This window comes from Leucobacter sp. L43, from assembly GCF_016597785.1.
Taxonomy (GTDB): domain Bacteria; phylum Actinomycetota; class Actinomycetes; order Actinomycetales; family Microbacteriaceae; genus Leucobacter; species Leucobacter alluvii.
The window spans coordinates 443027-468133 of the sequence record NZ_JAENJG010000003.1 but is presented as its reverse complement, the minus strand read 5'-3'; the positions used below and the strand labels follow the sequence as shown (position 1 = coordinate 468133).

General features: G+C 68.7%; 22 protein-coding genes. 9 read left to right on the top strand and 13 right to left on the bottom strand.

What is annotated here, in order from left to right; genetic code table 11:
• Positions 1 to 242: 242 nt before the first annotated feature.
• The 3 genes from JE033_RS14115 to manA form a co-directional block, all read right to left on the bottom strand.
• On the bottom strand, positions 243 to 1181 hold the full coding sequence (locus tag JE033_RS14115) for a bifunctional riboflavin kinase/FAD synthetase (RefSeq protein WP_090151701.1): 939 nt from the start codon (positions 1179 to 1181) through the stop codon (positions 243 to 245).
• Positions 1181 to 1627, bottom strand: a complete 447-nt coding sequence (locus tag JE033_RS14110) for a hypothetical protein (RefSeq protein WP_370567987.1) — start codon at positions 1625 to 1627, stop codon at positions 1181 to 1183. The genes JE033_RS14115 and JE033_RS14110 overlap by 1 nt, the downstream gene beginning before the upstream one ends.
• 237 nt (positions 1628 to 1864) lie before the next feature.
• Positions 1865 to 3181 carry a mannose-6-phosphate isomerase, class I gene (gene manA / locus JE033_RS14105; RefSeq protein ID WP_200332465.1) on the bottom strand — a complete coding sequence of 439 codons (1317 nt, stop codon included), beginning with the start codon at positions 3179 to 3181 and terminating at the stop codon, positions 1865 to 1867.
• Positions 3182 to 3252: 71 nt separating this feature from the next.
• On the opposite strand from manA, the gene JE033_RS14100 reads away from it, so the two are divergent.
• Positions 3253 to 4632, top strand: a complete 1380-nt coding sequence (locus JE033_RS14100; RefSeq protein ID WP_200332463.1) for an O-antigen ligase — start codon at positions 3253 to 3255, stop codon at positions 4630 to 4632.
• Complete coding sequence (locus tag JE033_RS14095; protein ID WP_200332461.1) at positions 4629 to 5000, top strand: hypothetical protein; 372 nt, start codon at positions 4629 to 4631, stop codon at positions 4998 to 5000. The genes JE033_RS14100 and JE033_RS14095 overlap by 4 nt, the downstream gene beginning before the upstream one ends.
• Here the strand turns inward: JE033_RS14095 and JE033_RS14090 are convergent.
• On the bottom strand, positions 4988 to 6526 hold the full coding sequence (locus JE033_RS14090; RefSeq protein WP_200332459.1) for an HNH endonuclease signature motif containing protein: 1539 nt from the start codon (positions 6524 to 6526) through the stop codon (positions 4988 to 4990). The two genes, JE033_RS14095 and JE033_RS14090, sit on opposite strands and share 13 nt — an antisense overlap.
• Before the next feature lie 151 nt (positions 6527 to 6677).
• On the bottom strand, positions 6678 to 7379 hold the full coding sequence (deoC, locus tag JE033_RS14085; protein ID WP_370567981.1) for a deoxyribose-phosphate aldolase: 702 nt from the start codon (positions 7377 to 7379) through the stop codon (positions 6678 to 6680).
• 152 nt (positions 7380 to 7531) lie between these two features.
• Here deoC and JE033_RS14080 point away from each other — a divergent pair, with 152 nt between their 5' ends.
• The 3 genes from JE033_RS14080 (at position 7532) to nhaA (ending at position 11073) form a co-directional block, all read left to right on the top strand.
• A complete protein-coding gene (locus JE033_RS14080) occupies positions 7532 to 9436 on the top strand; it encodes a glycosyltransferase (protein WP_200332456.1) in 1905 nt (634 codons plus the stop codon).
• 77 nt (positions 9437 to 9513) lie between these two features.
• A complete protein-coding gene (locus tag JE033_RS14835; protein ID WP_255537064.1) occupies positions 9514 to 9645 on the top strand; it encodes a hypothetical protein in 132 nt (43 codons plus the stop codon).
• Between the two features lie 96 nt (positions 9646 to 9741).
• Complete coding sequence (gene nhaA / locus JE033_RS14075; RefSeq protein WP_200332455.1) at positions 9742 to 11073, top strand: Na+/H+ antiporter NhaA; 1332 nt, start codon at positions 9742 to 9744, stop codon at positions 11071 to 11073.
• On the opposite strand, the gene glf is transcribed toward nhaA, so the two are convergent.
• Positions 11070 to 12209, bottom strand: a complete 1140-nt coding sequence (gene glf / locus JE033_RS14070) for a UDP-galactopyranose mutase (protein WP_200332454.1) — start codon at positions 12207 to 12209, stop codon at positions 11070 to 11072. The two genes, nhaA and glf, sit on opposite strands and share 4 nt — an antisense overlap.
• 71 nt (positions 12210 to 12280) lie before the next feature.
• Between glf and JE033_RS14065 the strand changes: the two genes are divergently transcribed.
• Positions 12281 to 13963, top strand: a complete 1683-nt coding sequence (locus JE033_RS14065; protein WP_200332449.1) for a trans-aconitate 2-methyltransferase — start codon at positions 12281 to 12283, stop codon at positions 13961 to 13963.
• Entirely contained in the window at positions 13960 to 14175 is a 216-nt protein-coding gene (locus JE033_RS14060; protein ID WP_200332447.1) for a hypothetical protein, read from the top strand. Before JE033_RS14065 ends, JE033_RS14060 begins: the two co-directional genes overlap by 4 nt.
• Before the next feature lie 31 nt (positions 14176 to 14206).
• Here JE033_RS14060 and JE033_RS14055 read toward each other — a convergent pair whose 3' ends face one another.
• From JE033_RS14055 to JE033_RS14035, 5 genes are all read right to left on the bottom strand, one after another.
• Entirely contained in the window at positions 14207 to 15160 is a 954-nt protein-coding gene (locus JE033_RS14055; RefSeq protein WP_200332445.1) for a Gfo/Idh/MocA family protein, read from the bottom strand.
• Positions 15161 to 15244: 84 nt separating this feature from the next.
• On the bottom strand, positions 15245 to 16552 hold the full coding sequence (locus JE033_RS14050) for a glycosyltransferase (RefSeq protein WP_200332443.1): 1308 nt from the start codon (positions 16550 to 16552) through the stop codon (positions 15245 to 15247).
• Positions 16549 to 17757, bottom strand: a complete 1209-nt coding sequence (locus JE033_RS14045) for a glycosyltransferase family 4 protein (protein ID WP_200332441.1) — start codon at positions 17755 to 17757, stop codon at positions 16549 to 16551. The genes JE033_RS14050 and JE033_RS14045 overlap by 4 nt, the downstream gene beginning before the upstream one ends.
• Positions 17758 to 17797: 40 nt before the next feature.
• The gene (locus tag JE033_RS14040; RefSeq protein ID WP_200332440.1) at positions 17798 to 18985 is read right to left on the bottom strand and encodes a hypothetical protein; all 1188 of its coding nucleotides are present in this window, start codon (positions 18983 to 18985) and stop codon (positions 17798 to 17800) included.
• Positions 18982 to 20250, bottom strand: coding sequence for a hypothetical protein (locus JE033_RS14035; protein ID WP_200332438.1), 1269 nt, complete (start codon positions 20248 to 20250; stop codon positions 18982 to 18984). Before JE033_RS14035 ends, JE033_RS14040 begins: the two co-directional genes overlap by 4 nt.
• Positions 20251 to 20363: 113 nt before the next feature.
• Here JE033_RS14035 and JE033_RS14030 point away from each other — a divergent pair, with 113 nt between their 5' ends.
• A complete protein-coding gene (locus JE033_RS14030; RefSeq protein ID WP_200332436.1) occupies positions 20364 to 21449 on the top strand; it encodes a glycosyltransferase in 1086 nt (361 codons plus the stop codon).
• A 31-nt stretch (positions 21450 to 21480) separates the two neighbouring features.
• Here JE033_RS14030 and map read toward each other — a convergent pair whose 3' ends face one another.
• Positions 21481 to 22254: a type I methionyl aminopeptidase gene (gene map / locus JE033_RS14025; protein WP_200332434.1), complete on the bottom strand. Its 774-nt coding sequence runs from the start codon at positions 22252 to 22254 to the stop codon at positions 21481 to 21483.
• Between the two features lie 158 nt (positions 22255 to 22412).
• On the opposite strand from map, the gene JE033_RS14020 reads away from it, so the two are divergent.
• Positions 22413 to 23228 (top strand): siderophore-interacting protein, encoded by an 816-nt coding sequence (locus JE033_RS14020; RefSeq protein WP_370567980.1) that lies wholly within the window; start codon positions 22413 to 22415, stop codon positions 23226 to 23228.
• Positions 23229 to 23255: 27 nt separating this feature from the next.
• On the opposite strand, the gene JE033_RS14015 is transcribed toward JE033_RS14020, so the two are convergent.
• Positions 23256 to 25091, bottom strand: coding sequence for an ABC transporter ATP-binding protein (locus JE033_RS14015; protein ID WP_200332430.1), 1836 nt, complete (start codon positions 25089 to 25091; stop codon positions 23256 to 23258).
• Between the last annotated feature and the right edge of the window lie 16 nt (positions 25092 to 25107).

Below are 25107 nucleotides of genomic sequence, written 5' to 3'. Positions count from 1 at the left end.
GATCGGCGAGTTGCAGTCTCGGAACGCGTACCGAGTCGCGGGCCGCTCGCGGGTTCGGAGCCTGACCTCATGCGCGGCATGGGACTCGCGAACCGCAGAAAGCGCGACCGTGCTACCGATTCTAGCATCCGGTGCGGACGGGATCGCGAGAGCGCTCTCAAGAAGGCGGGGATCAGCCGCTGCTCGAGGGGGTGCCGGCCCGTGGGCGCGGCGGCAGTGCCAGCACAGACCCGGGCGCGCGGTCAGCCTTCGAGCAGGGTGCGCGCCAGCGCCACGTCGGCGTTCATCTGCACGATGAGCGCGTCGAGACCGTCGAACCGCTCGGTGCCGCGCAGGCGATGCGCGAAGCGGATCTCGAGCGTGCGGCCGTAGATGTCTCCGGAGAAATCGAGGATGTACGCTTCGACGCGCGACACCTCATCCGGGGTGAAGGTCGGGTTGTTGCCCACCGAGATCGCGGCCTGGTGGGTGACCCCGTCGAGCACCGCCCATCCCGCGTAGACGCCATCGGCCGGCACGAGCCCCTCGATGCGGCCACCGAGATTAGCGGTCGGAAACCCCAGCTCGCGGCCCCGCGCATCGCCGTGCACCACCTCGCCGCGCACCGCCACGGGGCGGCCCGTCATGCGGCCGGCGCCCTCGACGTCACCTGCGAGCAGCGCCTCGCGGATGCGCGAGGACGAGACCTGCCCCTCCTCGTCGTCTTCGACCCAGTCGAGCACCTCCGCGACGAAGCCGTGCTGCTCGCCGAGCGCGCGCAGCAGAGCGCCGTCACCGGCGCCGTGGTGCCCGAAGCGGAAATCGGCGCCCATGAGGATGTGCTTCGCACCCAGCTTGCCGACGAGCACCTCGACGACGAACTCCTCGGCCGGGATCGCGGCGAAGTCGGCATCGAACTCGACCATTACGCAGGCGTCGAGGCCGAGGCCCGCGATCGCCTCGAGTCGCTGCGCACGGCTCATGAGGGGTCTCGGGCAGGCTTCCGGTCGCAGATAGCTCAGGGGATGGTTCGCGAAGGTGAACGCCACGCTGCGCGCACCGATCTCGTTCGCCGTCGCACGCATGCGCTCGAGAATCGCCTGATGCCCCAGGTGCAGCCCGTCGAACTTGCCGATCGCGATGCAGCTGCCGGCGGAGAAATCGCTGCGTCGGATCGCTTCGAGCGATTCGATGATCTGCATCAGGCGGATCCTCCGGGATTCGCCGGGGTCTGCGCCGACGTCTGCGCCGAGGTTCGTGCCGGACTCCGCTCGGCGGCCTGCGCCGCGGCGGCTCTCCCCGTACTGCGCAGCCAGATGAGGCCGAGCACCGGCAGCACCAGTGGGATGAAGAGGTATCCGCTGCCGAAGAACGACCAGACCGAGGGATGGCCGAAGAGCTGCGGCTCGACGATGCTGAGCAGGCCGACGACGAGTACGCCGCTCAGTTCGAAGATGAGGGCTCCCCAGGCGATCGAGCGCCAGATGCCGCGGCGCTTGATGAGCGCAATCGTCGCGATGATGTATACGACGCCCGACAGCGCCGACAGCGAGTAGGCGAGTGGAGCCTCGTCGAACTTCGCGATGATCTGGTAGACGGAGCGGAAGGTCGCGGCGAGCGCGAGGACGATGTAGACCGCGATGAGCACGCGCCCCAGGCCGCCGAGCCGATCGGAGCCGAGCCGATCGGAGCCGAGCCGATCTGAGCCGAGCCGATCGGAGCCGAGCCGCCCGGGCTCGCCGGAACCGGGCTCGCCCTGGCCGCGCGCCGCGGGTCGCGCGGCGGGTCCAGCGGGCGATGCGGTGGCTTCGGATTCGGCGTTCGACACGCGGATCAGTGTACTCGCCTTCGGCGGCCCACCAGACGTCCGCCGCGACCGGTGCGGTCACCGGGCTGCAGGGCCGCCGAAGCCATCGCCGATGGTGGCGAGGAAGACCTCGCCGTGGCCGGTGATGCAGATCGGTTCCCCCGCCGACACGTACAGCGATTGCCCGCGCCGAGCGCTCGCGACTTCGGCGGGACGAGCATCGGGGCGCTCCACGCGGACTTTGCCGGCGGTGACGACGAGCACGACGGGCGCCTCTGCCGGGAGATCGATGCGGACGGCGGCGTCGGCGTAGCCGGCTCCCGCCTCGGCTTCGGCCTCGCGCAAGCGCGCCCGTACGAGCTGGAATTCCGGCACCGCTGGTCGCCATGCGAGGAGGCCGTGACCGAGCCGCTCCGCCGGGAAGCGCGGGTCGGCGAGCTCGCCCGTGTCGACGATGCGGCACAACTCATCGATGTCGACGTGCTTCTGCGTCAGACCGGCGCGCAGCACATTGTCGGAGGAGGCCATGACCTCGACGGCGACGCCGCCCAGGTAGGCGTGGATCTGCCCCGCTCCCAGGAAGATCGCTTCACCGGGGGCCAGCCGAACGAGATGGAGGAGCAGCGAGACGAGCACTCCGGGATCGCCGGGGTGCGCGGCGGCGAGCGCGCGGAGGGCGGCCAGGCGATCCGAATCGACCGTGCCCTCATCGACGGCTCGTTCCCAGTAACCGACGGCGTCAGACTCCGCGGCAGCCAGCACCTCGGGCAAGCAGGAGAGCGCCTCGACGATGCGCGGCTCACCGCTGAACGCCCACGTCAAGAAGGTGCGTCGCAACTCCCCCGCCTCCCGGCCGACGAGACGGCAGGCGGCGCGCTCGAACCCTTCGGCCCCAGAGAGGAACCCCAGTTCCCGAGCAGCGGCGGCCAGCAGCAGCAGGTCTGCGCGGGCATTCGCGAGATCGCGGAACCCGCTCAGGGCCGTCACCTCGCTCAAGGCGACGAGGAGCTCGGGTTTGTGGGTCGGATCGCAGTAGTTGCGCTCGCGGGCGTCGCGAGGCACGCCGGCGGCCTCCTCGGCGGCGAACCCCTCCGCCGCTTGTTCGCGGTTCGGGTGCACCTGCAGGGAGAGCGGCGCGCCGATCGCGAGCACCTTCAGCAGGAACGGAAGCGGGCCGCCGTCGACGCCGTAGCGCTCGGGGTCGCTCTCGACCAGATCGATGAGCGTGTGCTGCACGGGGGTCGCTTTCGCGACATGCGCGGGACTGCCGGGATGGGTACCCAGCCAGAGCTCGGCCTGCGGCTCGCCGGTGGGCGCCGTTCCCAGCATGTCGGGGAGCGCATCCGTCGAGCCCCAGGCATACGCACGCGGGGTGTTCTCGATGAAGATCAGCACATCTCTCCTCCGCCTCGGCAGACCGGCCGTCGCACACCGTCCGCCGCGAGGCATGAACTACCATACCGACTATGTCGGAGAGCAAGACCAGACTCGGTGTGAGTGCGTACGCGATCTGCGTCTTCGTTCTGGCGTTGGGCAGCAACGGGTTCCGAAATCTCGTGGGATGGCCCGGTTTTCTGGGCCTCGCGGTGGCCCTCGTCGTGTGGGGCATCGTGATCTTCGGGCGCGAACGCCCCGAGCGCTTCCGGTGGTACCGGCTGCCGGCGCCGCTCTACTGGTTCCTCGGGCTGGCGATCCTCTCCATCTTCTGGTCTCAGTACCGGGTCGAGAGCGTGCTCGGCGTCATCGGGCAGCTCGCGACCACGCTGCTCGCGGTGGTCATCGCGTTCGTGCTCTCCTGGCACGAGGTGCTGCGCACCCTCGGCACTGCGCTGCGGTACCTCATCGGGCTGTCGCTCGTCTTCGAGCTGATCGTCGCCGTGTTCGTGCAGCACCCCGTCTTCCAGAACTTCATCGACGTGCCCGAATCGGGCAAGATCCCGAAGCTGCTCTACTGGAGCCGCGATCTGCTGTTCGTCGGCGGCCCCATACAGGGGCTCGTCGCGAGTTCGGTGCTGCTCGGCTTCATCGCGCTACTCGGCGTCATCATCTTCGGCATTCAGCTGCGCGCGGGGCTCGTGCGCCCGGTGCGGGGCTGGTTCTGGCTGGTGCTCTCGTTCGTCACCATCCTGCTCACGCGCGGTGCGACCGTATGGGTGGCGCTGGCAGCGGTCGTGGTCGGGTTGGTCCTCGCGCTCTGGGCGCGCCGCCTCGGACCCGAGCGCCGGGTGCCGCTGTACGTGACGGGCGGCGCGGTGCTGGCCGTGGCGCTCGGCCTGGTGCTGTTCGCACGCGACTTCGTCTTCGGGCTGCTCGGCAAGAGCGGCGACCTGACGGGACGCGTCGAGACCTGGCAGAAGGTCATCGACCTGGCCGAGCAGCGGCCGTGGTTCGGATGGGGCTGGATCAGCTACTGGGCGCCCTGGACCGAGCCGTTCGCCTCGCTCGACGAGAAGGCCGGTATCCAGGTGATGAGCGCCCACAACGCGTGGCTCGACGTGTGGTTGCAGCTCGGCATCGTCGGACTGCTCGCGTTCGCACCGTTGATCGTGCTCACCACGTGGCGCGTCTGGTTCCGCGCGGTCGACCCGCCGCGACGCGGGTACGGCCCTCCGCTGACCTACGCGACCAGCGCGCTCTGGCCGTTCCTCGTGATGATCGCACTCCTCGTGCAGTCGCTGACGGAGAGCCGCCTCATCATCGAAGGCAACTGGTTGCTCCTGGTACTGCTCGCGGTCAAGTCGCGATTCGACTTTCAGTTGCCCTCGCTCGAAGCCGAGCCCACGCAGTTGCCGTGGCGACGGATCCCCATCACGCACGACACCGACACCATTGGACTGAGGCGATGAACGCCCTGCATCTCACCACCGAGCGGCTCGTGCAGCTGCGCTCCGACGCCCGCCTTGAACGCGAGACGATCATGGAGCATCTCGTGCGCGACGGCGAAGACCCCGCCACCGCCTACGCAGAGACTCCAGAGGTCGACGACTTCGTGGTGCGCGCGCTGCGCGACGAGATGCTCGAGGATCGCGGGCTCCTCGCCGAGTTCGGCCTCGCGCGACTCGCCGCTCGGGCGGGCGGCTCCGACGCCCGGATCCACCAGCAGAACGCGGATCGCGTCGAGTTCGAGCTTCTCCGCGAGATCGCCGCCAGCGCTCCCCCGCTCACCGTCGCGGTGTGGCGGGCGGGACAGGAGCTGCAGGTTCACGGGGACTGACGCGATCGCTCGTGCGCAGGCGCGGGAGCGAACATCACTCGAGATGGCGGCCGCTCGCGTTTTCGTCGACCGAGCGCAGTCACCCATTCGATGTCTCCGTCGGGGTGCTGCGTCATCGTCATCCCGGCATGGTGCTTCATCGTGTGGTGCCTCCGGCACAGGACCGCAAGATTGACGACCGACGTCGCCCCTCCACGGGCAGCATCATGCGTGTGGTCGACATCTGCCCGAAACGGCACGACCTGACACCCCGGGAATCGACAATGCTGATCTCGCGCTCGCAGATATCGGAGCAGTTCCTCCGACGGTCGGTACCGATCGACCGCCAGCACGGCGCCCGACGCGTCATCGACCGCCACCCGATCCCACCCGCGCGCGAGCCCCGCGAGCAATCGCGCCCGATCCGATCCGATAACGCCGTATCCGGCGAGCATCGCGGGCGCGGAGCCGTCGGAGCCTCCTGAACCCTCGGAACCGTCAGAGCCGCCGGAGCCCGGGGGCTCGGCTCCTGGACCGACACCAGCAATGCGACTCGGGCCGGCACCGGCACCGGCACCGGCACGAGCTCCGGCCAGCGCGCTCACCGGGACGATCACCTGGACCCGTGCGTCGATCCGCTCCCCGCTCACCCCTCCTCGCGAACGCCACAACCCGGAAGGATCGCCGTTGAGGAGCACGTCGACGAACAGGTCTGCCCGCGCCTGGTCGAGTGTGCGCACGACCACCGCGTCATCTGCGCGGGCCGCGACGGCATCAGTGTCTCCGGCATCAGCACCCCCAGCATCGGCACCTCCGGCACTGGCACCCCCAGCATCAGCACCTCCAGCACCGGCACCGGCGCCCCGCCCGCTCGTGGACCTATCGGCCTGCTCGCGGTCGGCGACGACCTGCGCCTGCCCCACGCGCGTCAGCCGATCGTGCAACGCCGACGCGAGCACCGCGTCGACCACCGCGTGCAGTTCCGCCATGCCGTCGTCGAGCGGGGTCACCCACACCCGCCGCTCCGCCGCGGCCCGCTCGCACCGCTCCGCGAACGTACGTCCGGCGAAGCGCTCAGCCAGCACCTTCGCGGCTCGCCGTGCCCGATTCGGTGTCTCGGCCTCCGCGATATCCAAGGCCACCCGCGTGTACGCGCGCCGAGCCGCGCTATCCGTGATGAGCAGCCCCGCCTCCGCCACTGCGGCCGCGTGAGCCGCTGATATGCGGCCAGCAGCCAGCGAGGCATGGGCCGCCGGAAACTTTGTGCACAGGTCGAAGGAGCGCTCGATCAACCCCTCGGCGCTCCGGTCCGCGATTCCGAGCGCGAAGCCCACTTCGCCCGCAGCAGCCCGATGGACCAGTTCCGCGGATCGACCGGTACGCCTTTCCTCAGCGCAGACCGTGTCGGACACTGCACGGACGCGCGACAGCAGCGCCCGCTTCCGCGCCTCGAGCCCTCGAAGTTGCTGCTCGACCGAGGCCAGCTCGTTCACGAGCGCATCGAGCTCGCTGCTCTGCGCTTCGCGAATGTGCGGTGAGGCCTCCATGCATCAACTCTGCCGGCGGCCGCCGACATTCATCGCGGCCCGAAGGACGCTGCGGATCCAAAGATTCCCGGCGCAGATTATTGAGGAACCTACAAAATGAGTGCTTCAACCCAACCCAGCCGCTCCACCCCAGCCGACCCCAGCACCTCGCTCAGTAGCCGGCCGCACCCGTTCCGCCCTCGAGCAAGGTACGGCTCGACGAGAGACCGAGCCGGCTCGCACCGGCCCGCAGCATCGCTTCCGCGTCCTCGCGGTTGCGGATGCCGCCCGACGCCTTGATCGCCACGCGATCCCCCACCGCTCGCCGCATCACCTCGACGGCGTGCACGGTCGCCCCGCCTGCCGGATGGAAGCCGGTCGACGTCTTGACGAAATCCGCACCGGCGGCCTCCGCGGCGCCGCAGACCGCGGTGATGGTGTCATCGTCGAGTGCCGCCGACTCGATGATCACCTTCAGCACCGTCGGTGCAGGCACCGCCGCGCGGACGGCACGAATGTCGGCCTCGACCGCGGCGATCCGGCCGTCGATGGCCGCTCCGAAGTCGATCACCATGTCGATCTCGTCGGCGCCCTGGGCTACGGCAAGCGCGGCCTCGGCGGCTTTCACGGATGACGCGTGCTTCCCGCTCGGAAATCCGCACACCGCGGTCACTTTCAGGTCGCTTCCATCCGGCAGGGTCAGGGGAAGCTCGCTCGGGGAGACGCACACACTGTAGACGCCGAGCTCGGCTGCTTCGGCGACGGTCCGCTCGACATCCGCGCGGCGCCCCTCGGGCTTCAAGAACGTGTGATCGATCGTGCGGGCCAGCTCGGAAGTCGAGCGAGAAGCGGGGGCGAGATCGGGTGCGGCCACGGGGTGCTCCAGTTCGAGACGAGGATCAGCGCCCCGGAACGGGGGCGCTCCCTGCCACTCTATGACGCGACGGCTCAACCCGGCTCTCATCTCCTCGCCAGTAGACTGATCCGGTATTCTGCCCGCCGCACGCCCAGAGAGGCTCGTTCCCGATGCCGACCATCCTGCAGAACGTCGTGTTCCCCGTTGCCAAAGACCCAGACGTGCTGCCGCTCTACGCGGACGCCGAGACCTGGACCACGGTGCGGAACCGGCCCGTCCGGCTGAGCGAGAACGCGCACATCGACAACGTGATCTCGCGCGAGAGCATGCGCGTGCGCTCCGGCAATCGCGTCTCGTTCGCCAGCTACTTCAACGCCTTCCCGGCCGCGTACTGGCAGCGCTGGACCGTGGTCGATCGGGTGCAGCTCGAGCTGCGCACCCAGGGGCCCGGCACGATCATCGTCTACCGCTCGAACGCGTCAGGCGTGCAGCAGCGCGTCGATTCGCGGGCCGTGACGGGCGACGCCACCTCCGCCTTCGATCTTCCGCTGCGATCCTTCAGCGATGGCGGCTGGTACTGGTTCGATCTCATCGCGAGCACCGAAGACCTCGAGCTTCAGGGCGGTCGCTGGTCGACGGAGGCGCAGCCGGTCGAGACGGGCAAGCTCAGCCTCGGGATGACCACGTACAACAAGCCCGACTACTGCGTCGGCACGCTCCGCAACGTCGCCGAGAACCCGGGGTTGCTGGAGGGCATCGACCGCATCTTCCTCGTCGATCAGGGCACGCAGAAGGTGCGCGACGAAGCCGGCTTCGACGATGTCGCTGCAGCGCTCGGCGAGAAGCTGCAGGTCATCGAACAGGGCAACCTCGGCGGCTCGGGCGGTTTCGCTCGTTCCATGTCGGAGACGCTCGAACGCGAGGATACCGACTTCCTGCTCCTGCTCGACGACGATGTGGAGTTCGAGGCTGAGAGCGCACTGCGCGCACTGCAGTTCGGCCGCTTCAGCCGCACTCCCGTGATCGTCGGCGGGCACATGTTCGATCTGCTCGACAAGCCCGTGCTGCACGCATGGGCCGAGGTGGTGCGGCCCGGCCCGTTCATGTGGGGCCCGTCGTTCGAGCAGCAGCACCGCCACGACTTCCGCAAGCGCAATCTGCGCCAGACGCCGTGGATGCACGCGCGTCTCGACGCCGACTACAACGGCTGGTGGATGTGCATGATCCCGAAGAAGATCATCGCCGAGATCGGTCTGTCCCTTCCCGTCTTCATCAAGTGGGACGACGCCGAGTACGGCCTCCGCGCCCGCGACGCCGGTTACCGCACGGTGTCGATGCCCGGTGTCGCGCTCTGGCACGTCTCCTGGATCGACAAAGACGACTCGCAGGACTGGCAGGCCTTCTTCCACACGCGCAATCGCATCATCGCCGGGCTGCTCCACTCCGACCAGCCGAAGAGCGGGGCGCTCATGCGCAACAGCGGACGGCAGGACATCAAGAAGCTGCTCAACATGCAGTACTACGCGACGCAGCTCGCCGTCGACGGCATGCGCGCGGTGCTGCGGGGCCCGAAGAGCCTCCATGAGGATCTGGCGCGCGTCATGCCGGCAGCACGCGCTCGGGCCGCCGATTTCCCCGAGACGCACGTGTACCGCCCGGGCGATCCCGACACCCCGTACGCACGCGGTGGGCGTGCGCTCCCGATGCTGGAGAAGCCCACCGACTATCCGACCGGGCTCCGGTTGGCCGCGTTCACCGCTCGCATGCTGCCGCAGCACTGGCGCCGCACGGTGAACGAGACCGACGCACGCACCCCCGAACTCGAGTACGCGAAGAGCGATGCCCTGTGGTGGCGGATTCCGCATCACACGAGCGTCATCATCGGCTCGGCCGACGGGAGCGGCAAGATGTGGTACCGCCACGATCGCGAGAAGTTCCGTCGCCTCCTGAAGGAGTCGCGAACGCTCGCTCGGGAGATCGAGCAGAACTGGGATCGGCTCTCCGCCGAATACCGGGCCGCGCTTCCCGAGATCACCTCGCCGGAGGCGTGGAAGCGCACCTTCGACGGCCGCTGAGCGGTTCGCGTTCGGCGGGCGTGCGCACGCGAATGCAACGCCCACCCGTCGGCCCGCAGTTTGATATCCTGGGAGGGATGACTTCCCAGGGGCTCCCGCGAACCTTCACTCCGATGGAGTGGATGTTGTCGCACCCCGGCACCAACGGATACGTCTCCTCCTGGGGAGCGATGCTCTCGGGCACCACTCCCACATTCGTCGCAGCCTGAACGGCGCGCGGTCGACGTGGTCTGCACCGCAGACCTCGACGTCGCGTTCTGCCGTTCAGAAACGGTCCAGACTGCGAACGAACCAACGGAGACGCTGTGGAATCCACGCCCCCAACACACGATCAGACCGTACCCCGCTACGGAACCTTCTCCGAAGCTCGCAGGATCACGACGATCCTGCGCAAGGAGACCGTCGGAGGCGTCCTGCTCGTCTGCGCAGCCGCCATCGCCATCATCTGGGCGAACTCGCCCGCCGCCGATTCCTACTTCGCCCTCCGCGATTGGGAGATCGGCTACGAGCCGTGGCACTTGCGGCTCAGCCTGGGCGCTTGGGCAGCAGACGGGCTGCTCGCCGTCTTCTTCTTCTTGGTCGGGTTGGAGCTCAAGCGGGAATTCGTCGCCGGCGATCTCAAGCACTTCCGCACGGCGATGCTGCCGATCGCGGCCGCAATCGGCGGCGTCGTCGTTCCCGCCGGCATCTACGCGGCGATCGTCTGGCAGAACCCGGAACTCCGGGCCGGCTGGGCGATACCCACCGCGACCGACATCGCGTTCGCCGTGGCGGTGCTCGCGATCATCGGCTCGAAACTTCCGGCCGCACTGCGCATCTTCCTGCTGACGCTCGCGGTCGTCGATGATCTACTCGCCATCAGCATCATCGCGATCTTCTACACCGACACGATCGCCGTCGCGCCGCTGCTCTTCGCGCTGCTCGCGATCGCCGTCTACGGGGTGATCGCGCAGGTCTTCCGCGGGTTCTTCAGCACGCGGCCGTTCGCCGCGTGGGTCGTGCTGCTGCCGATCGGCGTCACCGCGTGGGCGCTCATGCACGCCTCCGGCATCCACGCGACGATCGCCGGGGTACTGCTCGGCTTCACCATTCCCGTGCTGCACGCGCGGAAGCACGAGCAGCGCTCCACCCCGGGTCTCGCCGAGGGCTTCGAGCATCGGTTCCGCCCGATCTCGGCGGGGTTCGCGGTGCCCGTCTTCGCGTTCTTCGCGGCGGGAGTCTCAGTCGGCGGCTGGGACGGGGTGCGAGCAGCAGCCCTCAATCCCGTCACGTTCGGCATCGTCGCGGCCCTCGTGCTCGGAAAGCCCATCGGCATTCTCGTCACCACCTGGTTGGTGACGAAGGTCACGCGCACGGCGCTCGACCCAGCACTTCGTTGGATCGACATCGCGGGAGTCGGACTCCTCGCCGGCATCGGCTTCACCGTGTCGCTGCTCGTCGCCGAGCTCAGCTTCGAGGCGGGTTCGGTCGCCCATGACACGGCCAAGGTGGCGATCCTCGCAGCGTCGGTCGTCGCCGCAGCACTCGCGGCCGTGCTCCTCGGCGTGCGCAACCGCCACTACGGGCGCGTACAGCGCCGCGATCGGATCGATGCGGACCGCGACGGCGTGCCCGACGTGTATCAGGAGAGCGTTTAGAGCACGTCCGCGAGCTTGTTGTTGTACATGGTGAGGGCCGAACCGATCGCCATGTGCATGTCGAGGTACTGGTACGTGCCGAGTCGGCCGCCGAAGAGCACGCCGTTCTCGCCTTCGGTGAGCTGACGGTACTTGAGGAGGCGATCCCGATCCTCCGGGGTGTTGACCGGGTAGTAGGGCTCGTCTTCGCGCGTCGCGAAGCGCGAGAACTCGCGCAAGATGACGGTCTTGTCGGTCGGGTATTCGCGCTCGGGGTGGAAGTGGCGGAACTCGTGGATGCGCGTGTACGGAACGTCCGCTCCCGCGTAGTTCATGACGCTCGTCCCCTGGAAGTCGCCGACGGGCAGCACCTCCTGCTCGAAGTCGAGCGTGCGCCACCCGAGCTCGCCTTCGGCGTAGTCGAAGTAGCGGTCGACCGGGCCCGTGTACACGACGGGAACGGTGCCGACGACGGCCCGCTTGTTCAACGGCTGGCTCTCGTCGAAGAAATCGGTGTTGAGGCGCACCTCGATGTTCGGGTGATCGGCCATGCGCTCGAGCCATGCCGTGTAGCCGTCGGTGGGCAGGCCCTCGTGCGTGTCGTTGAAGTAGCGGTTGTCGTAGGTGTACCGCACCGGCAGGCGGCTGATGATCTCGGCCGGCAGGTCGGTCGTCGGCGTCTGCCACTGCTTCGCGGTGTAGTCGCGGATGAACGCCTCGTAGAGCGGTCGGCCGATGAGCGAGATGCCCTTCTCCTCGAGATTCTGAGCCGACTTCGTGTCGAACTCCTCCGCCTGCTTGGCGATGACCTCGCGCGCCTGCTGCGGGCCGTACGCTGCGCGGAAGAACTGGTTGATGGTGCCGAGGTTGATCGGCAGCGGGTACACCTCGTCTTTGAAGTTCGAGTAGACCTTGTGCACGTAGTTCGTGAACGTGGTGAAGCGGTTGACGTACTCCCACACCGTCTCGTTCGAGGTGTGGAAGAGATGCGCGCCGTATCGGTGGACCTCGATGCCGGTCTCCGGCTCCGCCTCCGAGTAGGCGTTGCCGCCGATGTGCGAGCGGCGATCGATCACCACGACTCGCTTGCCGGCGCTCGCAGCGCGCTCGGCGATGGTGAGTCCGAAGAAACCTGATCCGACGACAAGAAGATCCATGGTCTCTAGCTTAGAGGCTGGGCGCCGCACCCCCGGCGCTAGACTGGGCGAACCGCATGACTCTGCCGCATATGAACTCACGATCCACGTCTCGACATCTCGTCTTGGAAGCGCTTCCCGAGCGCACGGTGTCCGTCGACGTCAGATTCGACGATGCGCGCATCTGGTCGATCGATGTGCGCGGGCTCGAGACACCCGCCGAGATCGACTGGCCGGAGACGCTCCGCCCGCATCTGACGGGCAGCACCCGCCTGAGCGTGCACGATTCGGCCAGCGGGTCGTGTCTCGAAGCAGCCGAGATCGCCTTCGACGAGGCCGAGCATCGCACTACGGTGGTCGACGAGTCGGGCACACCGCTCGTCGTCAACAAGTGGGGGCGTCTGGGCGTCGCGCTCGATGCGATGGGTGAGGACGTTCAAGCGCTCATCGTCGAGCGCTCCGCCGTGCTCGTCGAGCAGTTGCAGCAGCAGGGGCTCCGACCCTTCGTCGTCGGCGGCACCCTGCTCGGCGCTGTGCGATCCGGCGCGCTGCTCCCCCACGACGATGACGCCGACATCGCATACCTCTCGGAGCATACGCACCCAGTCGATGTCTCCGTCGAAGCGTTTCGCGTGGGACGCGCACTCGCGGATCTGGGGTACGAGATCAAGCGTCACAGCGCGACGCACATGCAACTGCTCTTCAGGGACGCGGATCACGGCGAGGTCGTGCACTACATCGACGTGTTCGCCGCGTTCTTCACGGAGGACGGGCTCATCAACCAGCCGTTCCACGTGCGCGGCGAGATGTGCATGGATCAGATGCTCCCGTTCGGCAGGGTGTCGATCAACGGCGCCGATTTTCCCGCCCCCGCCGACACCGATCGCTGGCTCACCATCAACTACGACGCGAACTGGCGCACGCCGATCCCGGGGTACGTGCTCGAGACGCCCGAGCCGACGCGGCGCCGGTTCGACAGCTGGTTCGGCTCCTTCAACTTCCATCGCGATTTCTGGGATGCGCACTATGCGTCGGCGTCGAGCGGCCACGCGAACGCGCCCGTCGACGCCGCTCACGAGGCTGCCCACGACGCGTCCGAGGCGCAGTGGGCGAAGGGCCGCGAGTGGCTTCTCGAGGCATTGCGCAGCGAGGCTTCGCCGGTCGTACTCGATCTCGGCTGCGGCAGTGGGGCGTTGACCCGCGCGCTGCAGGTGACCCATCCCGACGCACGTGTGGTGGGACTCGATTACGCGACCGAAGCGCTCCGTCGCGCGAGCGGGTTCGCCGGCGATCCGCCGGAGCCGACGTACGAGCACATCAATCTCTACCGGGCGCGGTCGCTCGGCATCACCGCCGAACTCGACATCCGAGGGTCGTTCGACGTCGTCGCGAACCACGTGCTCGATGAGATCGGGCATCACGGGCGCGGATACGCGTGGCGCCTCATGCGCATGGCGCTGCACTCCGGAGGCCAGGCCGCGTTCACCTTCCATGCGCGCCACGCACGCGACGTGACCTTCGAGGATCCCACCGGCTGGCATCTCGAAGAGACCCAGCTCGCGGATGAGGCCGCAGCGTACGGTCTCCGCCTCGTCTTCGACCCGATCCACGAACCGCTGCCCGAGCTGCCCGAGGGCGTCGTCGACACGATGCCGCTCGCGCGCGCGGAGACGTTCAGACGCCGCTCTCGTCGACCCGTCGGGGCGACCGTGCTGTTCGATTCGACCAGCGCCACGCCTGCATCGACCGAACCGATCTCTGGAGAACACGAATGAATGAACCGAATGCGGCACGACGCGCGCTCGGACGCGCTCGTCGCGTGCTCGGCACTCCGCATGACGCGATCGCGCGCCTCGAGGCCGAATTGCAGGCCGAGCGCGAACGCGTCTCCCGCCTGGAGTCCGAGATCGACGAACTGCGCCGCGACAGCCTGCGCGTCGCGGAGTTGATCGACCTCGCGGAGCGCGCGTTCACGCCCAAGCCGTGACGGGCCGGACTCCCGCCGCGCGAAGACTGCGCTAGCGCTGCCGGAGTGCCTCGGCGATGATGCGATGCGCCGGCAGGATGCTGCGCCGCTCGTCATCCATGTCGACGCGTCCCTCGACGAGGTCGACGAAGTGATCGAACTGCGCCGCGAGCGGCTCGGCGCCCGACACCTCCGGCACCTCCATCTCGGTCATCTGCTTGAAGCCGGCGTGCCCGATGGTGCTCTCGATGTTCGCGTGCCGGTACTTCGTCACGCCGCGCAGGAGCAGGTCGACCTCGACCATGGAGTCGAGCGACTGGATGGTCAGGCGTCGCACCTTGCGCTGGCCGATGCGGCTCGCGGAGGCGGATGCGATGCCGTTGCCCGGGAAGCGCAGGGTGAGATCGATGACGTCCTCGGCGTTCTCGAGCGACTCCGGGTGGAAGTACCCGAGCTCGGCGTTGACGCGCTCCGGCGACTGCGATCCGAACATGCGCGAGATGAGGTCGGCGTCGTGCACGAGGAGATCCCAGGCGACGCCCGTCTTGATGCGCGACCAGTACGGTGAGTGGCGCTCGGCGCGCACGTACACGGGCTCTTCGATGAGCGACTGCGCCGCGATCACCCCGGCGTTGAACCGCTCGAGAAACCCGCACTGGACCGGAACGCCGCGCTGTTCAGCGGTCGCCAGGATCTCTTCGGTCTGCTCGAGAGAGGGGCAGATCGGCTTCTCGATGAGCACGGGCAGCCCGGCGTCGAGGATCTCGCGCGCGATGTCGTAGTGGTACTCCGTCGATGCTGCCACGACCACGGCGTCGGCGTGCTTCAGCGCCGGCTCCGCCGAGGCGTACCATTCTCCGCCGAACGCGTCGGTCGCCGCGCGTCCGTTCGCCTCGAACGGATCGACGATTCCGACGAGGTTCGCTCGACTGGAGTTCGCGATGATGCGCGCGTGATTGCGTCCCATCGATCCAGCACCGAAGAGTACGACGTTCGGTTGTGCCACAGTGTTCCTCCACGTGTCTGCTCCACTTGCCCGCGCGACGGATGCCCACGAGAGCCGCGGCCCCTGGCCGCCATGCACTTCAGTCTAAACGTGCCGACCCGGCCCGGAGTCATGCCCGTGCTCAGCAGCGACATCGATCCATGCCGAGAGCAGTGTCTGAGCGCTGAATCCGCCCGAGTGCACCCTCCGCACGAAGCGCTCGCCCTCGGCTGCGAGCGCCCGGCTCCCGGTGCGGTCTGCAACGATCTCGCGCAGCACCGATTCGAGCGTGTCGGGCGTCGCCTCCGTGATGGGAAGCTCCGTCCCCGTCGCGGCGCGCACCGCCTCGCGCACCTGCGGGAGCACGTGACCGACCACGACGCGGCCCGCGGCGAGCGCCTCGCAGGCGGCGACGCCGTAGGAGCCGATCCTGAATTGATCGAGCACGATGTCGGCCTCGCCCACGCGTGCGGGCATCTCATCCGCGGCGACGCCCGAGACGCGACGGTACTCGACGAGGCCCTCATCGTGCAGGCGCTGCATCACCGGTTCGATCAGGTGCGTCCCCTTGGTCGCTGCCGAGCTCGGCACATGCAGCACGACGGGGCGGGCCCGTTCGAGCGGGGCGTGCCGCGCACTCCACCGCTCGACGTCGATCACCACGGGGCACCACACGCCGGCAGGCGCATCGAGCAGGAGGTCCGGCGTCGAGACGAACAGCGGAAGCCCGAGCGCTTCGATGAGCGCTGCGTTCCGATCCGCATCCGCCTGCAGCATCGCGTCCTGCCGCTCGTCCTTTCCGTACGGCGACCACGGGGTCAGACTGCGATGGCGCTCAGGCGAGCGCAGATCCGTGCCGTGCGAGAGCAGGGCGACGGAGACTCCGGCGAGCTGCAGGGCGCGCACCTCCCTGGCCACATCCCAGTTGAGCAGTCCCCCGAACAGGGAGCGCTCCGCCTCGATGAGGACGTGGGTGAAGCGCCGCACCGCAGCGAGCTCCGCGGTCTGCCAGGGTCGCGAGAGATTCTGCACGGGAAGCGGCACGTCGCGGTCGGCGGGGAATCCGAAGCCTCCTGGCAGTTGCACCGAGAGGTTCCTCGCACCGACGTCGGTGCGCTCCGCTTCGAGCGCGCGCGCCCAGAGGTATCCCTGACCGGAGTAGTTCGTCGGGGCGATGTACACCCGCACCGGCCGCTCGGGGACTTCGGTCACCGGTGGGCGATGCGTCGCGCGAGTGCCGCCCAGCGCGAATGCGATGAGCCGCGAGACCGGTCGGCCGGGCCGCTTCGCGACGCCCTCCATCAGGGAGACGACCCATCGAGGCAGCCGTGCGCGCCGGGCCATGAGCCCGTCGATCACTGTGCCGACGATTCGCCGAGGAATCGCGGTCACCCCCGCCCGGTGCTCGCTCAAGCCCGACGCTCCCGCACTCGCGCGGGAAGCACGGCTTCGGCGCAGTCGGCGACCTGCGCGGCGACGCGGTCGATCGAGAACGCATCGGAGGCCCACGCGCTGAGCTCCTGGCGCTCGGCATCGTTCAGCGGATCGCGCGCCGCATCTGCCAGCAGCTGCGTCGTCGCCTCGACGTCGTATCCAACGGCCGACCCCACCGGGTGCGAGGCGCGGTGCCGTTCGATGAAGTCGACCGTCGGGCCCTCGCCGGCGAACACGACCGGGCATCCCGACGCGAGCGACGCGTAGACCTTGGTCGTGAAGGCGTAATCGTATCCCTGCCGGGGCTTCAGGCTCGCCAGGGAGGCGACCGCACCCGAGAGCACGTGCGAGAGCTCCTCGCCGCCGACCGGCGCGAAGAACTCCACTCCCGTGACGCCCAGATCGGCGATGCGGCGCTCGAGCGCCGCGCGCTGCGACCCGTTGCCGTAGAACAGCAACCGGTAGCCGGGCCGTTCCTCCGAGAACCGCGCGAAGGCATCGATGAAGATCTCGGCTCCGTGCCACTCCGAATACGACCCGGCGTAGACGAAGTAGGGCGCCACCGCCGCAGAACGCGCACCCCGGAAGGTGAACGCTCCGGTGTCGACGCCGAAGCCAACGGGAGTGGCGGGCGTCTCGATCCCGATCTCGCGCATGCGCGAGACGAGGCCGGGTGAGATCGCGAACGCGGCCGATGCTCCCCGCATCGCGAAGCGCTCGACCCCGCGCAGCACGCGCAGCACGACGCGAGAGGAGGTCGCCTGGCTCGCGGCATCCGACCAGAGGTCTGCCGCGTCGTACACGTACGGACGACGCAGGATCGCCGCCGCGACACGCATCGCCGCGCCGGTCGTGGGCGGGGGTTCGACGATGTACAGGTCTGCGCGGCGCGCGAGGAGGAGCCGGAAGAACAGCGGAATGTCGAAGCTCATGTACTGGACGTATCCGCGCACGTAGCCGGCCGCATCGCGCAGCACCGGGAAGCGGCGCACGCTGACTCCCGCCGGATCCTGCCCGGCGGCGGCGGCACGGCCGGCTCGCGGTGCTCGGGTGGTCAGCACTTCGACCTCTGCGCCGCGCCGTGCGAACTCGCGAGCGATCGCCTCGAGCATGAACGATGCCGCGGCGGGCTCCGGCGCGAAGATGCGACTCGCGATGACGACGCGCAACGGCGACTGAGGCATGGGGGCTCCCTGGGATGGTGGATAGCGTGGCCGGCGCGGCTCACTCATTCGGCGTCAGTCCGAGGAGCTCGCGCTCGAGCACGATGCGCGAGGCCGAACCGTCGTGCACGAGGTCGACGAATGCCGGGCCGCGGGCGGCCTCAGCGCGGTACCGCTCACGATGCTGCACCACGTCGCGCAGGACCGATTCGAGGGAGTCGATGTCTGCTTCGACGATCGGCAATTCGAGGCCCGTGCCCTCGCGCACCGCCTCGCGGGCGTACTCCCCGATATGGGAGATCACGAGACGGCCGGCCGCCATCGCCTCGCAGGCTGCGACGCCGTAGTCGCCGAGACGGAACTGGTCGAGCACGACGTCTCCCGAAGCGAACATCGCAGGCATCTCGGCCTGCGAGAGGCCGGTCACCGTGACGTATTCGATGATGCCCTCGTCATGGAGCCGGCGCAGGAGCGGTTCGATCTCCGCCGTTCCTTTGACCAGCGGGTTCGAGGGGATGTGCAGCACGCGCAGCCGCTCGCGCTCGAGCACCGGCGCCTCCGTGCGCCACGGATCGGGGTCGATGACGACGGGCAGCAGATGCGCGTAGGGGACGTCGAGCATGAGGCCGGGGGTCGAGACGAATGTGGGCCCCGCGACGTCGTCGAGCAGCTGCCGATTCGCCGCCACGACCTGTTCGAGACGTTCGACGGGCACCCAGTCGTCATTGACGAACGGCGACCACGGCTCATGTTCGCGGTGGCGGCTCGGCAGACGGATGTCGTTGCCGTGGCTCACGGCTCCGACGATCAGGCCCCGCGCACGGAGCTCGCGCACCTGGCGCCGCACGTCGCCGTTCCACATTCCTCCGAGCGGCGGGAACTCGGCCTCGATGAGCACGTGCGTGAAGTCGCGGGCGAGCGCCTCGAGCAGGCGGCGCTGCCACACGCGGTCGTGCGTGACGGTGCGCCACGGCACCGAGTAGTCGGCCGGGTACCCGAAGGGGTTGATCTCGGCGTACACCAGGTTCTTCGCGTCGACTCGCTCATCGCGCATCGCCGCGCGACCCCAACGATACCCCTGGCCGGCGTAATTCGCGGGTGAGATGAACACGCGGGCCTCGCACCGCGTGTCCGCGCTCGGAACCGGCGGCATCGGAGCGCGCCGCACGCGGTCCACGGTCATCGCGATGCCGTCTTGCACGACCTTCGGCACGAGCTTCCAGAGCTTCTCGATCGCGGGGTGCATCATTCGCCTTCCTGCACAGGGCGCTGGGTGGTGCCTGGCGCGATCCAGTGCCGCATCAGCACCGCCGCGCTCTCGGCACCGCTGTGCCAGCGCTGCACGAACTCGGGGCCCTCGGCGCCGGCTCGGGCGAGGGCAGCGGGATCCTTCGCCACGTCGCGGAGCACCGCCTCGAGTGTGTCCGGGGTCGCCTCCACGATCGGGAGGTCGAGACTCGCGTCCTCCCGCACCCGCCCTCGCACCTGGGGGGCGATGTGACCGATCACGAGCTTGCCTGCGGCCATCGCCTCGCACGCTGCGACGCCGTACGACCCGAGCCTGAACTGGTCGAGCACCACGTCGGCGGACGCATACACCTCCGGCATCTCGGCCGACGGCACACCTCGTACTTCGCGGTACTCGATGACCCCCTCGGCCTCGAGACGACGCAGCATCGGTTCGATGAGCTGGGTCCCCTTGATGAGCGAGACACTCGGAGCGTGGATCACGCGAAGCCTGGCGCCCGCAGGTCTGCGCTCCGGAGCGGCGACGGCCCAGCGGCGCGCGTCCACGACGACCGGGCACCATGCGGCCTCGGGCAGATCGAGCAGCAGATCCGGCGTCGACACGAAGAGCGGGCGCCGACTGGCGCGGAGCATCGCGATGTTCCGCCGGGTCACGCGTTCGAGACGGCGGGAGTAGAGATCGGGATCCGTGTAGGGCGACCACGGCTCGCGCTCGGCGTGCGCGCTCGGCACCCGGATGTCGGTGCCGTGCGCCATGCACGCGGTGTCGACGCCCGCCGCCGACAGCCAAGCGATCTCGCGCGCGAAATCGCGCCCCATGAGCCGCCCGAACAGCGGTTCCTCCGCTTCGACGAGCACGTGGCTGAAGCGCCGCACCGCGTCGCGCTGCGCCCGCTGCCACCCGCGGTCGTTGTGATAGGTGGCCACGGGTACGACGAGGTCCGATGGGAAGGCGAAACCGCCCGGCACGTCGATCGCCATCGTCGCGGTCGATGCCGATGGGAGCGCTTCGCGCACCGCGCGGGTCCATTCCGTCGACTGATTCGAATAGTTGACCGGAGCGATCAGCACACGCGGATCGCCGGTCCCGGGCACTGAGACGCCGGGGCGATCCTTCGCACGAGGAATTCCGAGGCGCAGCGCTGCGATTCGGCCGGGAATGCTCATGGGGTGATCGGCGACGAAGTCGATCACCGCATTCAGCCACCTGGGGTAGTCGTTACGACGCTGCGGCAGCAGCCGCGCGAGAAGGGCGGATCGCGCCATACGTGCACGCGCTCCCTTCACGATTACGGGCGGCCGGTCGACCGGACGGATGGTCGGCACCAGTGTAGCCGAGGAGGATCGGGGCGACGGGGTGCGCCCGGTAGCATCGAAGCATGACCGAGCCGCTCGTCGACCTCACCATCGCCGTCCACTCCGCGACTCGTCCCATCGCGCGCGCCGTCGCATCGGTGATCGATCACACCGCGGCCGATGTGCGCGTGAACGTGGTCGCGCACAACATCGACCCCGAGATCATCCGCACCAACCTCGGCGAGTACGCGCAGCATCCCGACGTGCGGCTCCTCGAACTTCGCGATGGCATCCCCTCGCCGGCCGGCCCGATGAACTACGGCTTCGCCCAGTCGTCGGCGCCCTACATCTCGGTCATGGGATCGGACGACGAACTCGCGCCCGGTGCGCTCGATTCGTGGCTCGCCGTCGCGCAGCGCACGGGAGCGGAGGCGGTGCTCGCGCGCATTCAGCTCGACACCGGGCGAACGGACCCGTATCCCCCGGTGCGGGGCGGTCGACGCACGGAGCGCCTGCACCCTCGCAGAGATCGACTCGCGTATCGCAGCGCGCCGCTCGGACTGATCGACCGGCGCCGGTTCGGCGACCTCCGCCTGACGGAGGGCCTGCCCTCCGGGGAGGACCTGACCTACTCGCTGACCGTCTGGTACACGGCCGAGACGCTCGCCTACGATCTCGACGGTCCCGCCTATGTGATCAATGCCGATGCCGGTGACCGCGTCACGTTCGCCCCGCGTCCGGTCGCCCAGGATTTCGCGTTCCTCGACGAACTCGAATCACTCCCCTGGTTCGCGCAGTCGTCGCGAGCCGATCGCCTCGCGATCGTCGTGAAGCTCATCCGCATTCACATGTTCGATGCGATTCTCGCCCGGGCGCGCACGCAAGACGACCTCGATGCGAATCGTTCGGACCTGATCGGCCTGCTCAGGCGATTCGAGCGGCTCGCGCCGGGCGTGCGCAAGCTGCTCGCACGTACCGACCGCGCCGTGTTCACCGAGCTCGCGTCGCCGCACAGCTCACCGGCGAGCATCGCACTGGCACTCGACAAGCGGCACGTCTATCGGTCCATTCCGACGTTGCTGCCGCGCAACCCCTTCCGCGCACTGCAGCAGCAGGCCCCGTTCCGCACGCTGTTCTCGGGCTTCCGCATCATGAACGGCGCGCGCTGACCCCGGCTGGGACCGAAGCCGTGCGCCTGAGCTAGCGCGGGGGCAGCGTCAGAATCTCGGCGCCGTCGGCGGTGATCGCGATGGTGTGCTCCGAGTGGGCCGTCCGCGCGCCCGTGGCGCTTCGCAGGGTCCAGCCGTCGGCGTCGACGGCCAGGCGGTCGGTGTCGGCCATCACCCACGGTTCGACGGCGAGCAGCAGGCCCTCGCGGAGCCGGTACCCGCGCCCGGCGCGCCCGTTGTTCGCCACGTGCGGCTCCTGGTGCATCGTGGAGCCGATGCCGTGGCCGCCGAACTCCATGTTGATCGAGTACCCGGCGCCCTTGAGCACGGCGCCGATCGCGTGCGAGATGTCGCCGATGCGTGCATCGGGCTTCGCGACGGCGATGCCGGCGCGAAGCGCCTCCTCGGTCGCCGCAATCATGGCGACGTCGGCGGGATCACGGGTCTCGCCCACGATGAAGCTGATCGCGGAATCGGCGGCGATGCCGTCCACGGTGACGGCGAGGTCGAGGGTGAGCAGATCGCCGTCCGCGAGTGCGTAGTCGTGCGGCATGCCGTGCAGCACGGCGTCGTTGACCGCGGTGCAGACGTAGTGCCCGAACGGACCGTTGCCGAACGACGGCGCGTAATCGATGTAGCAGGAGACCCCGCCGCCTTCGCGGATCATCTCCCCCGTCATCCGGTCGAGCTCGAGCAGGTTGGTGCCGACTCGAGCGCGCTCGCGGAGCGTCTGGAGGATGGTACCGACGAGTGCGCCGGCGCGGCGAGCGCGGCGCAATTGGTCTTCGTTCAGAATCTCGATCATCGGTGCCCATCGTACTCGCCGTACGATCGGCATCAGCCCAGATTCGACCGCCGAGATTCGTCTGATGATGCTAGAGGCGGAGGGTCCGTCAGCGATACGGTAAGGGGGTGAATGAAACCGCTGCCCGCCGCCGCCCGGGCCCCGCAAGAGTCCTGACCGTGGAGCGGACGGAGCGCATCAGCCCGCATCTCGTGCGCGTGCATCTCGGAGGAGACGATTTCGCAGCGTTCATCGGCGAAGCCGATCCTGAGCGGATCGCGAAGACCGACAAGTACGTGAAGCTGCTCTTCGCGAAACCCGAGCTCGGGCTCGAGCCGCCGTACGATCTCGAAGCGCTGCGCCAACGCCTCCCGCTCGAGGATCTCCCGGTGCGGCGCACCTACACGATCCGCTCCATCGATCCCGCGACGGGCACGCTCGCGATCGACTTCGTCGTGCACGGCGACGCAGGCATCGCCGGCCCGTGGGCCGCCGCCGCACAGCCGGGCGAGCTGGTCACGTTCTCCGGTCCGGGCGGGCAGTTCGCGCCCTCCACGGACCCGCACCTGCCGCGTCTGTACTTCGCCGACGAGTCGGCGCTGCCAGCAGTCGCCGCCGCGCTCGAAGAGACACCCGCCAGTGCGCACGGACTCGTACTCATCGAGGTCGGCAGCGCCGCCGACGAGATCGAGCTGCGTCGCCCTGTCGGCATCGAGGTTCGCTGGCTCCACCGCGACCGAAGCGACGGGCCCCCGGCACTCCACGGCTCCCTCCTCGTCGAGGCCGCCCGCGCCCTCCCCGTGCCCGACGTGCTTCCCGAGGTCTTCGCGCACGGTGAGCGCGGCGCGATGCAGCAGCTGCGTCGGCTGCTGCACGACGAGTGGGGCATCGAGCGTCGTGCCCTGTCGCTCTCGGCCTACTGGGCCGTCGGCCGGGCCGAAGACGGCTTCCAGGCCGAGAAGCGCGAACCCGTCGGCCAGATCTTTCCGGAGTAGCTCGACCGGCGGGTTCGCGGCGACCCGTCAGATGGACGGGGTGACGGCCGACGTTGCAGGCGGATCGTTGCTCAGCAGGCTCGCCAGTCCCGCGAGGGCGACCTGCTCGCCGAATGCCGGATGCTGGCTCGCCACGTCGCGGAAGCTTCCCTGGGCCACGATCACGCCGTCGTCGAGATAGCAGATGCGGTCGTAGTCCTTGATCGTCGAGAGCCGGTGGGCCACCGAGATCAGGGTGACTTCGCCCTGCAGCGCGCGGATGGCCTTCGTGACCTCGTCCTCGGTCTTCGTGTCGAGCGAGCTGGTCGCCTCGTCGAGCACGAGCACGAGCGGGTCAGTGTAGAGGGCGCGGGCGATGCCGAGCCGCTGCTGCTGACCGCCCGAGAGCGACACCCCGCGCTCGCCGATGCGCTCATCGATGCCGCCTGCGCGTGTCGAGATCAGCGAGCCGAGCTGAGCGCGCTCGAGCGCGTGCATGACGCGATCCCGGTCGATGTCCTCTCCCCAGGTCAGCGCGACGTTCTGAGCGATGGTTCCGTCGAACAGCGCGACGCGCTGCGGCACGTACCCGACGCGTCCGCGCCACTGGCGCAGTACCGACTGCATCGAGGCGCCGTCGATCTCGATCGTTCCCCGCGAGGGCTGGCTGAGTCCGAGCAGCAGGTCGATGAGCGTCGACTTGCCCGCCCCGGATGGCCCGACGATACCGACCGAGCTGCCGAGCGGCACATCGAGGGACATGCCCCTGATCACGTCTTCTTCAGCGCTCGGATACCTGAACCGCACGTCGTCGAGGCGGAGCAGCCGCGGGTTCTCTGCGAGTGCCGCGGTGTCGGCCGGCGTCTGCGAGGTCTGCACATCGCGCTCGGATGCGATGAGGTCGCCGACGACGTCACGGGCACCGGGGAGGCTCGCGGTGGCCTGCACGATGCCGCCCTGCACCGCGGTCAGCGCGGGGATCAGACGGAACCCGGTCGTCGCGAACAGCGCGACCGATGAGAGCGCGCCCTGCACTCCGCCCTGGAAGAAGTACGCACTCACGCCGATGAGGGCGATGCCCCCGAGCAGCGCCATCTCGAATGCGAAACCGGGCAGCACCCCGAGGAACGAACCGTTCGCACGCGCGCGCGTTCCGTGCCGCCGGTTGTCGGTCACCAGATCTGCGACCTCGCCGAGGCGGTTGCGCAGGCTGAGCTCCTTGAGCGCGTCGATCATCTCGGTCATCAGGTTCGCGACCCGGTAGCTGTAGTCGCGGTTGACCTGGCCGGCCTCGAGCGAGCGGTTCGTGACGACGAAGTGCACGAGCAGCATGACGAGCGAGAGGTAGACGAAGGCGATGACCGAGGTCGCGGGGTCGGAGACCACGAGCACCCCGAGCACGAGCACGAAGGTGAAGAACGCGCTCGGCACGCGCATGAGCGGCAGCACGAAGCCGGCCATCGCGTTGGCGATGCCCGCGTCGGCGATGCGCGTGATCTCGGCGACGGTGCGCTTCGATCGCTCTTCCCAGCTCGCACCGATGTAGGCGCGGAACAGGCGATCGCCGACCTCGAGCTCGTATCGCGCGAACCGACGTGTGGCGAACCACTGCAGGATCACGTTGAGCAGCGACTTCAGCATCATGAGCGCGAGCGCGATGAGGATGAGCACGGGCGCCGCCTCGACGCCGATCTCGCCGACGAGCGGAATGGTCACCGCGTTGCCCGCGAGCATCGGCCCGATCGACAGTGCGAGGATCGCCATGCCGATGGCGTCGAGCGTCGTGATGAGGCTCGTGGCGACGATGTAGCCAACGAAGTAGCGCTGCGCGCCTTGCGGAAGCAGCGGGAGGAGCTGCCTGAGGGTGATCCAGATCTGTTTCATGATGCTGTCGGGTGAC

Bases quoted from the DNA above. Each gene is read 5' to 3' on its own strand.
- JE033_RS14115 (WP_090151701.1), bottom strand. From the start codon at position 1,181: ATGCAGATCATCGAATCGCTCGAAGCGATCCGACGCAGCGATTTCTCC.
- JE033_RS14100 (WP_200332463.1), top strand. From the start codon at position 3,253: ATGTCGGAGAGCAAGACCAGACTCGGTGTGAGTGCGTACGCGATCTGC.
- JE033_RS14095 (WP_200332461.1), top strand. From the start codon at position 4,629: ATGAACGCCCTGCATCTCACCACCGAGCGGCTCGTGCAGCTGCGCTCC.
- JE033_RS14090 (WP_200332459.1), bottom strand. From the start codon at position 6,526: ATGGAGGCCTCACCGCACATTCGCGAAGCGCAGAGCAGCGAGCTCGAT.
- JE033_RS14080 (WP_200332456.1), top strand. From the start codon at position 7,532: ATGCCGACCATCCTGCAGAACGTCGTGTTCCCCGTTGCCAAAGACCCA.
- JE033_RS14835 (WP_255537064.1), top strand. From the start codon at position 9,514: ATGACTTCCCAGGGGCTCCCGCGAACCTTCACTCCGATGGAGTGGATG.
- glf (WP_200332454.1), bottom strand. From the start codon at position 12,209: ATGGATCTTCTTGTCGTCGGATCAGGTTTCTTCGGACTCACCATCGCC.
- JE033_RS14065 (WP_200332449.1), top strand. From the start codon at position 12,281: ATGAACTCACGATCCACGTCTCGACATCTCGTCTTGGAAGCGCTTCCC.
- JE033_RS14060 (WP_200332447.1), top strand. From the start codon at position 13,960: ATGAATGAACCGAATGCGGCACGACGCGCGCTCGGACGCGCTCGTCGC.
- JE033_RS14045 (WP_200332441.1), bottom strand. From the start codon at position 17,757: ATGCCTCAGTCGCCGTTGCGCGTCGTCATCGCGAGTCGCATCTTCGCG.
- JE033_RS14040 (WP_200332440.1), bottom strand. From the start codon at position 18,985: ATGATGCACCCCGCGATCGAGAAGCTCTGGAAGCTCGTGCCGAAGGTC.
- JE033_RS14035 (WP_200332438.1), bottom strand. From the start codon at position 20,250: ATGGCGCGATCCGCCCTTCTCGCGCGGCTGCTGCCGCAGCGTCGTAAC.
- JE033_RS14030 (WP_200332436.1), top strand. From the start codon at position 20,364: ATGACCGAGCCGCTCGTCGACCTCACCATCGCCGTCCACTCCGCGACT.
- map (WP_200332434.1), bottom strand. From the start codon at position 22,254: ATGATCGAGATTCTGAACGAAGACCAATTGCGCCGCGCTCGCCGCGCC.
- JE033_RS14015 (WP_200332430.1), bottom strand. From the start codon at position 25,091: ATGAAACAGATCTGGATCACCCTCAGGCAGCTCCTCCCGCTGCTTCCG.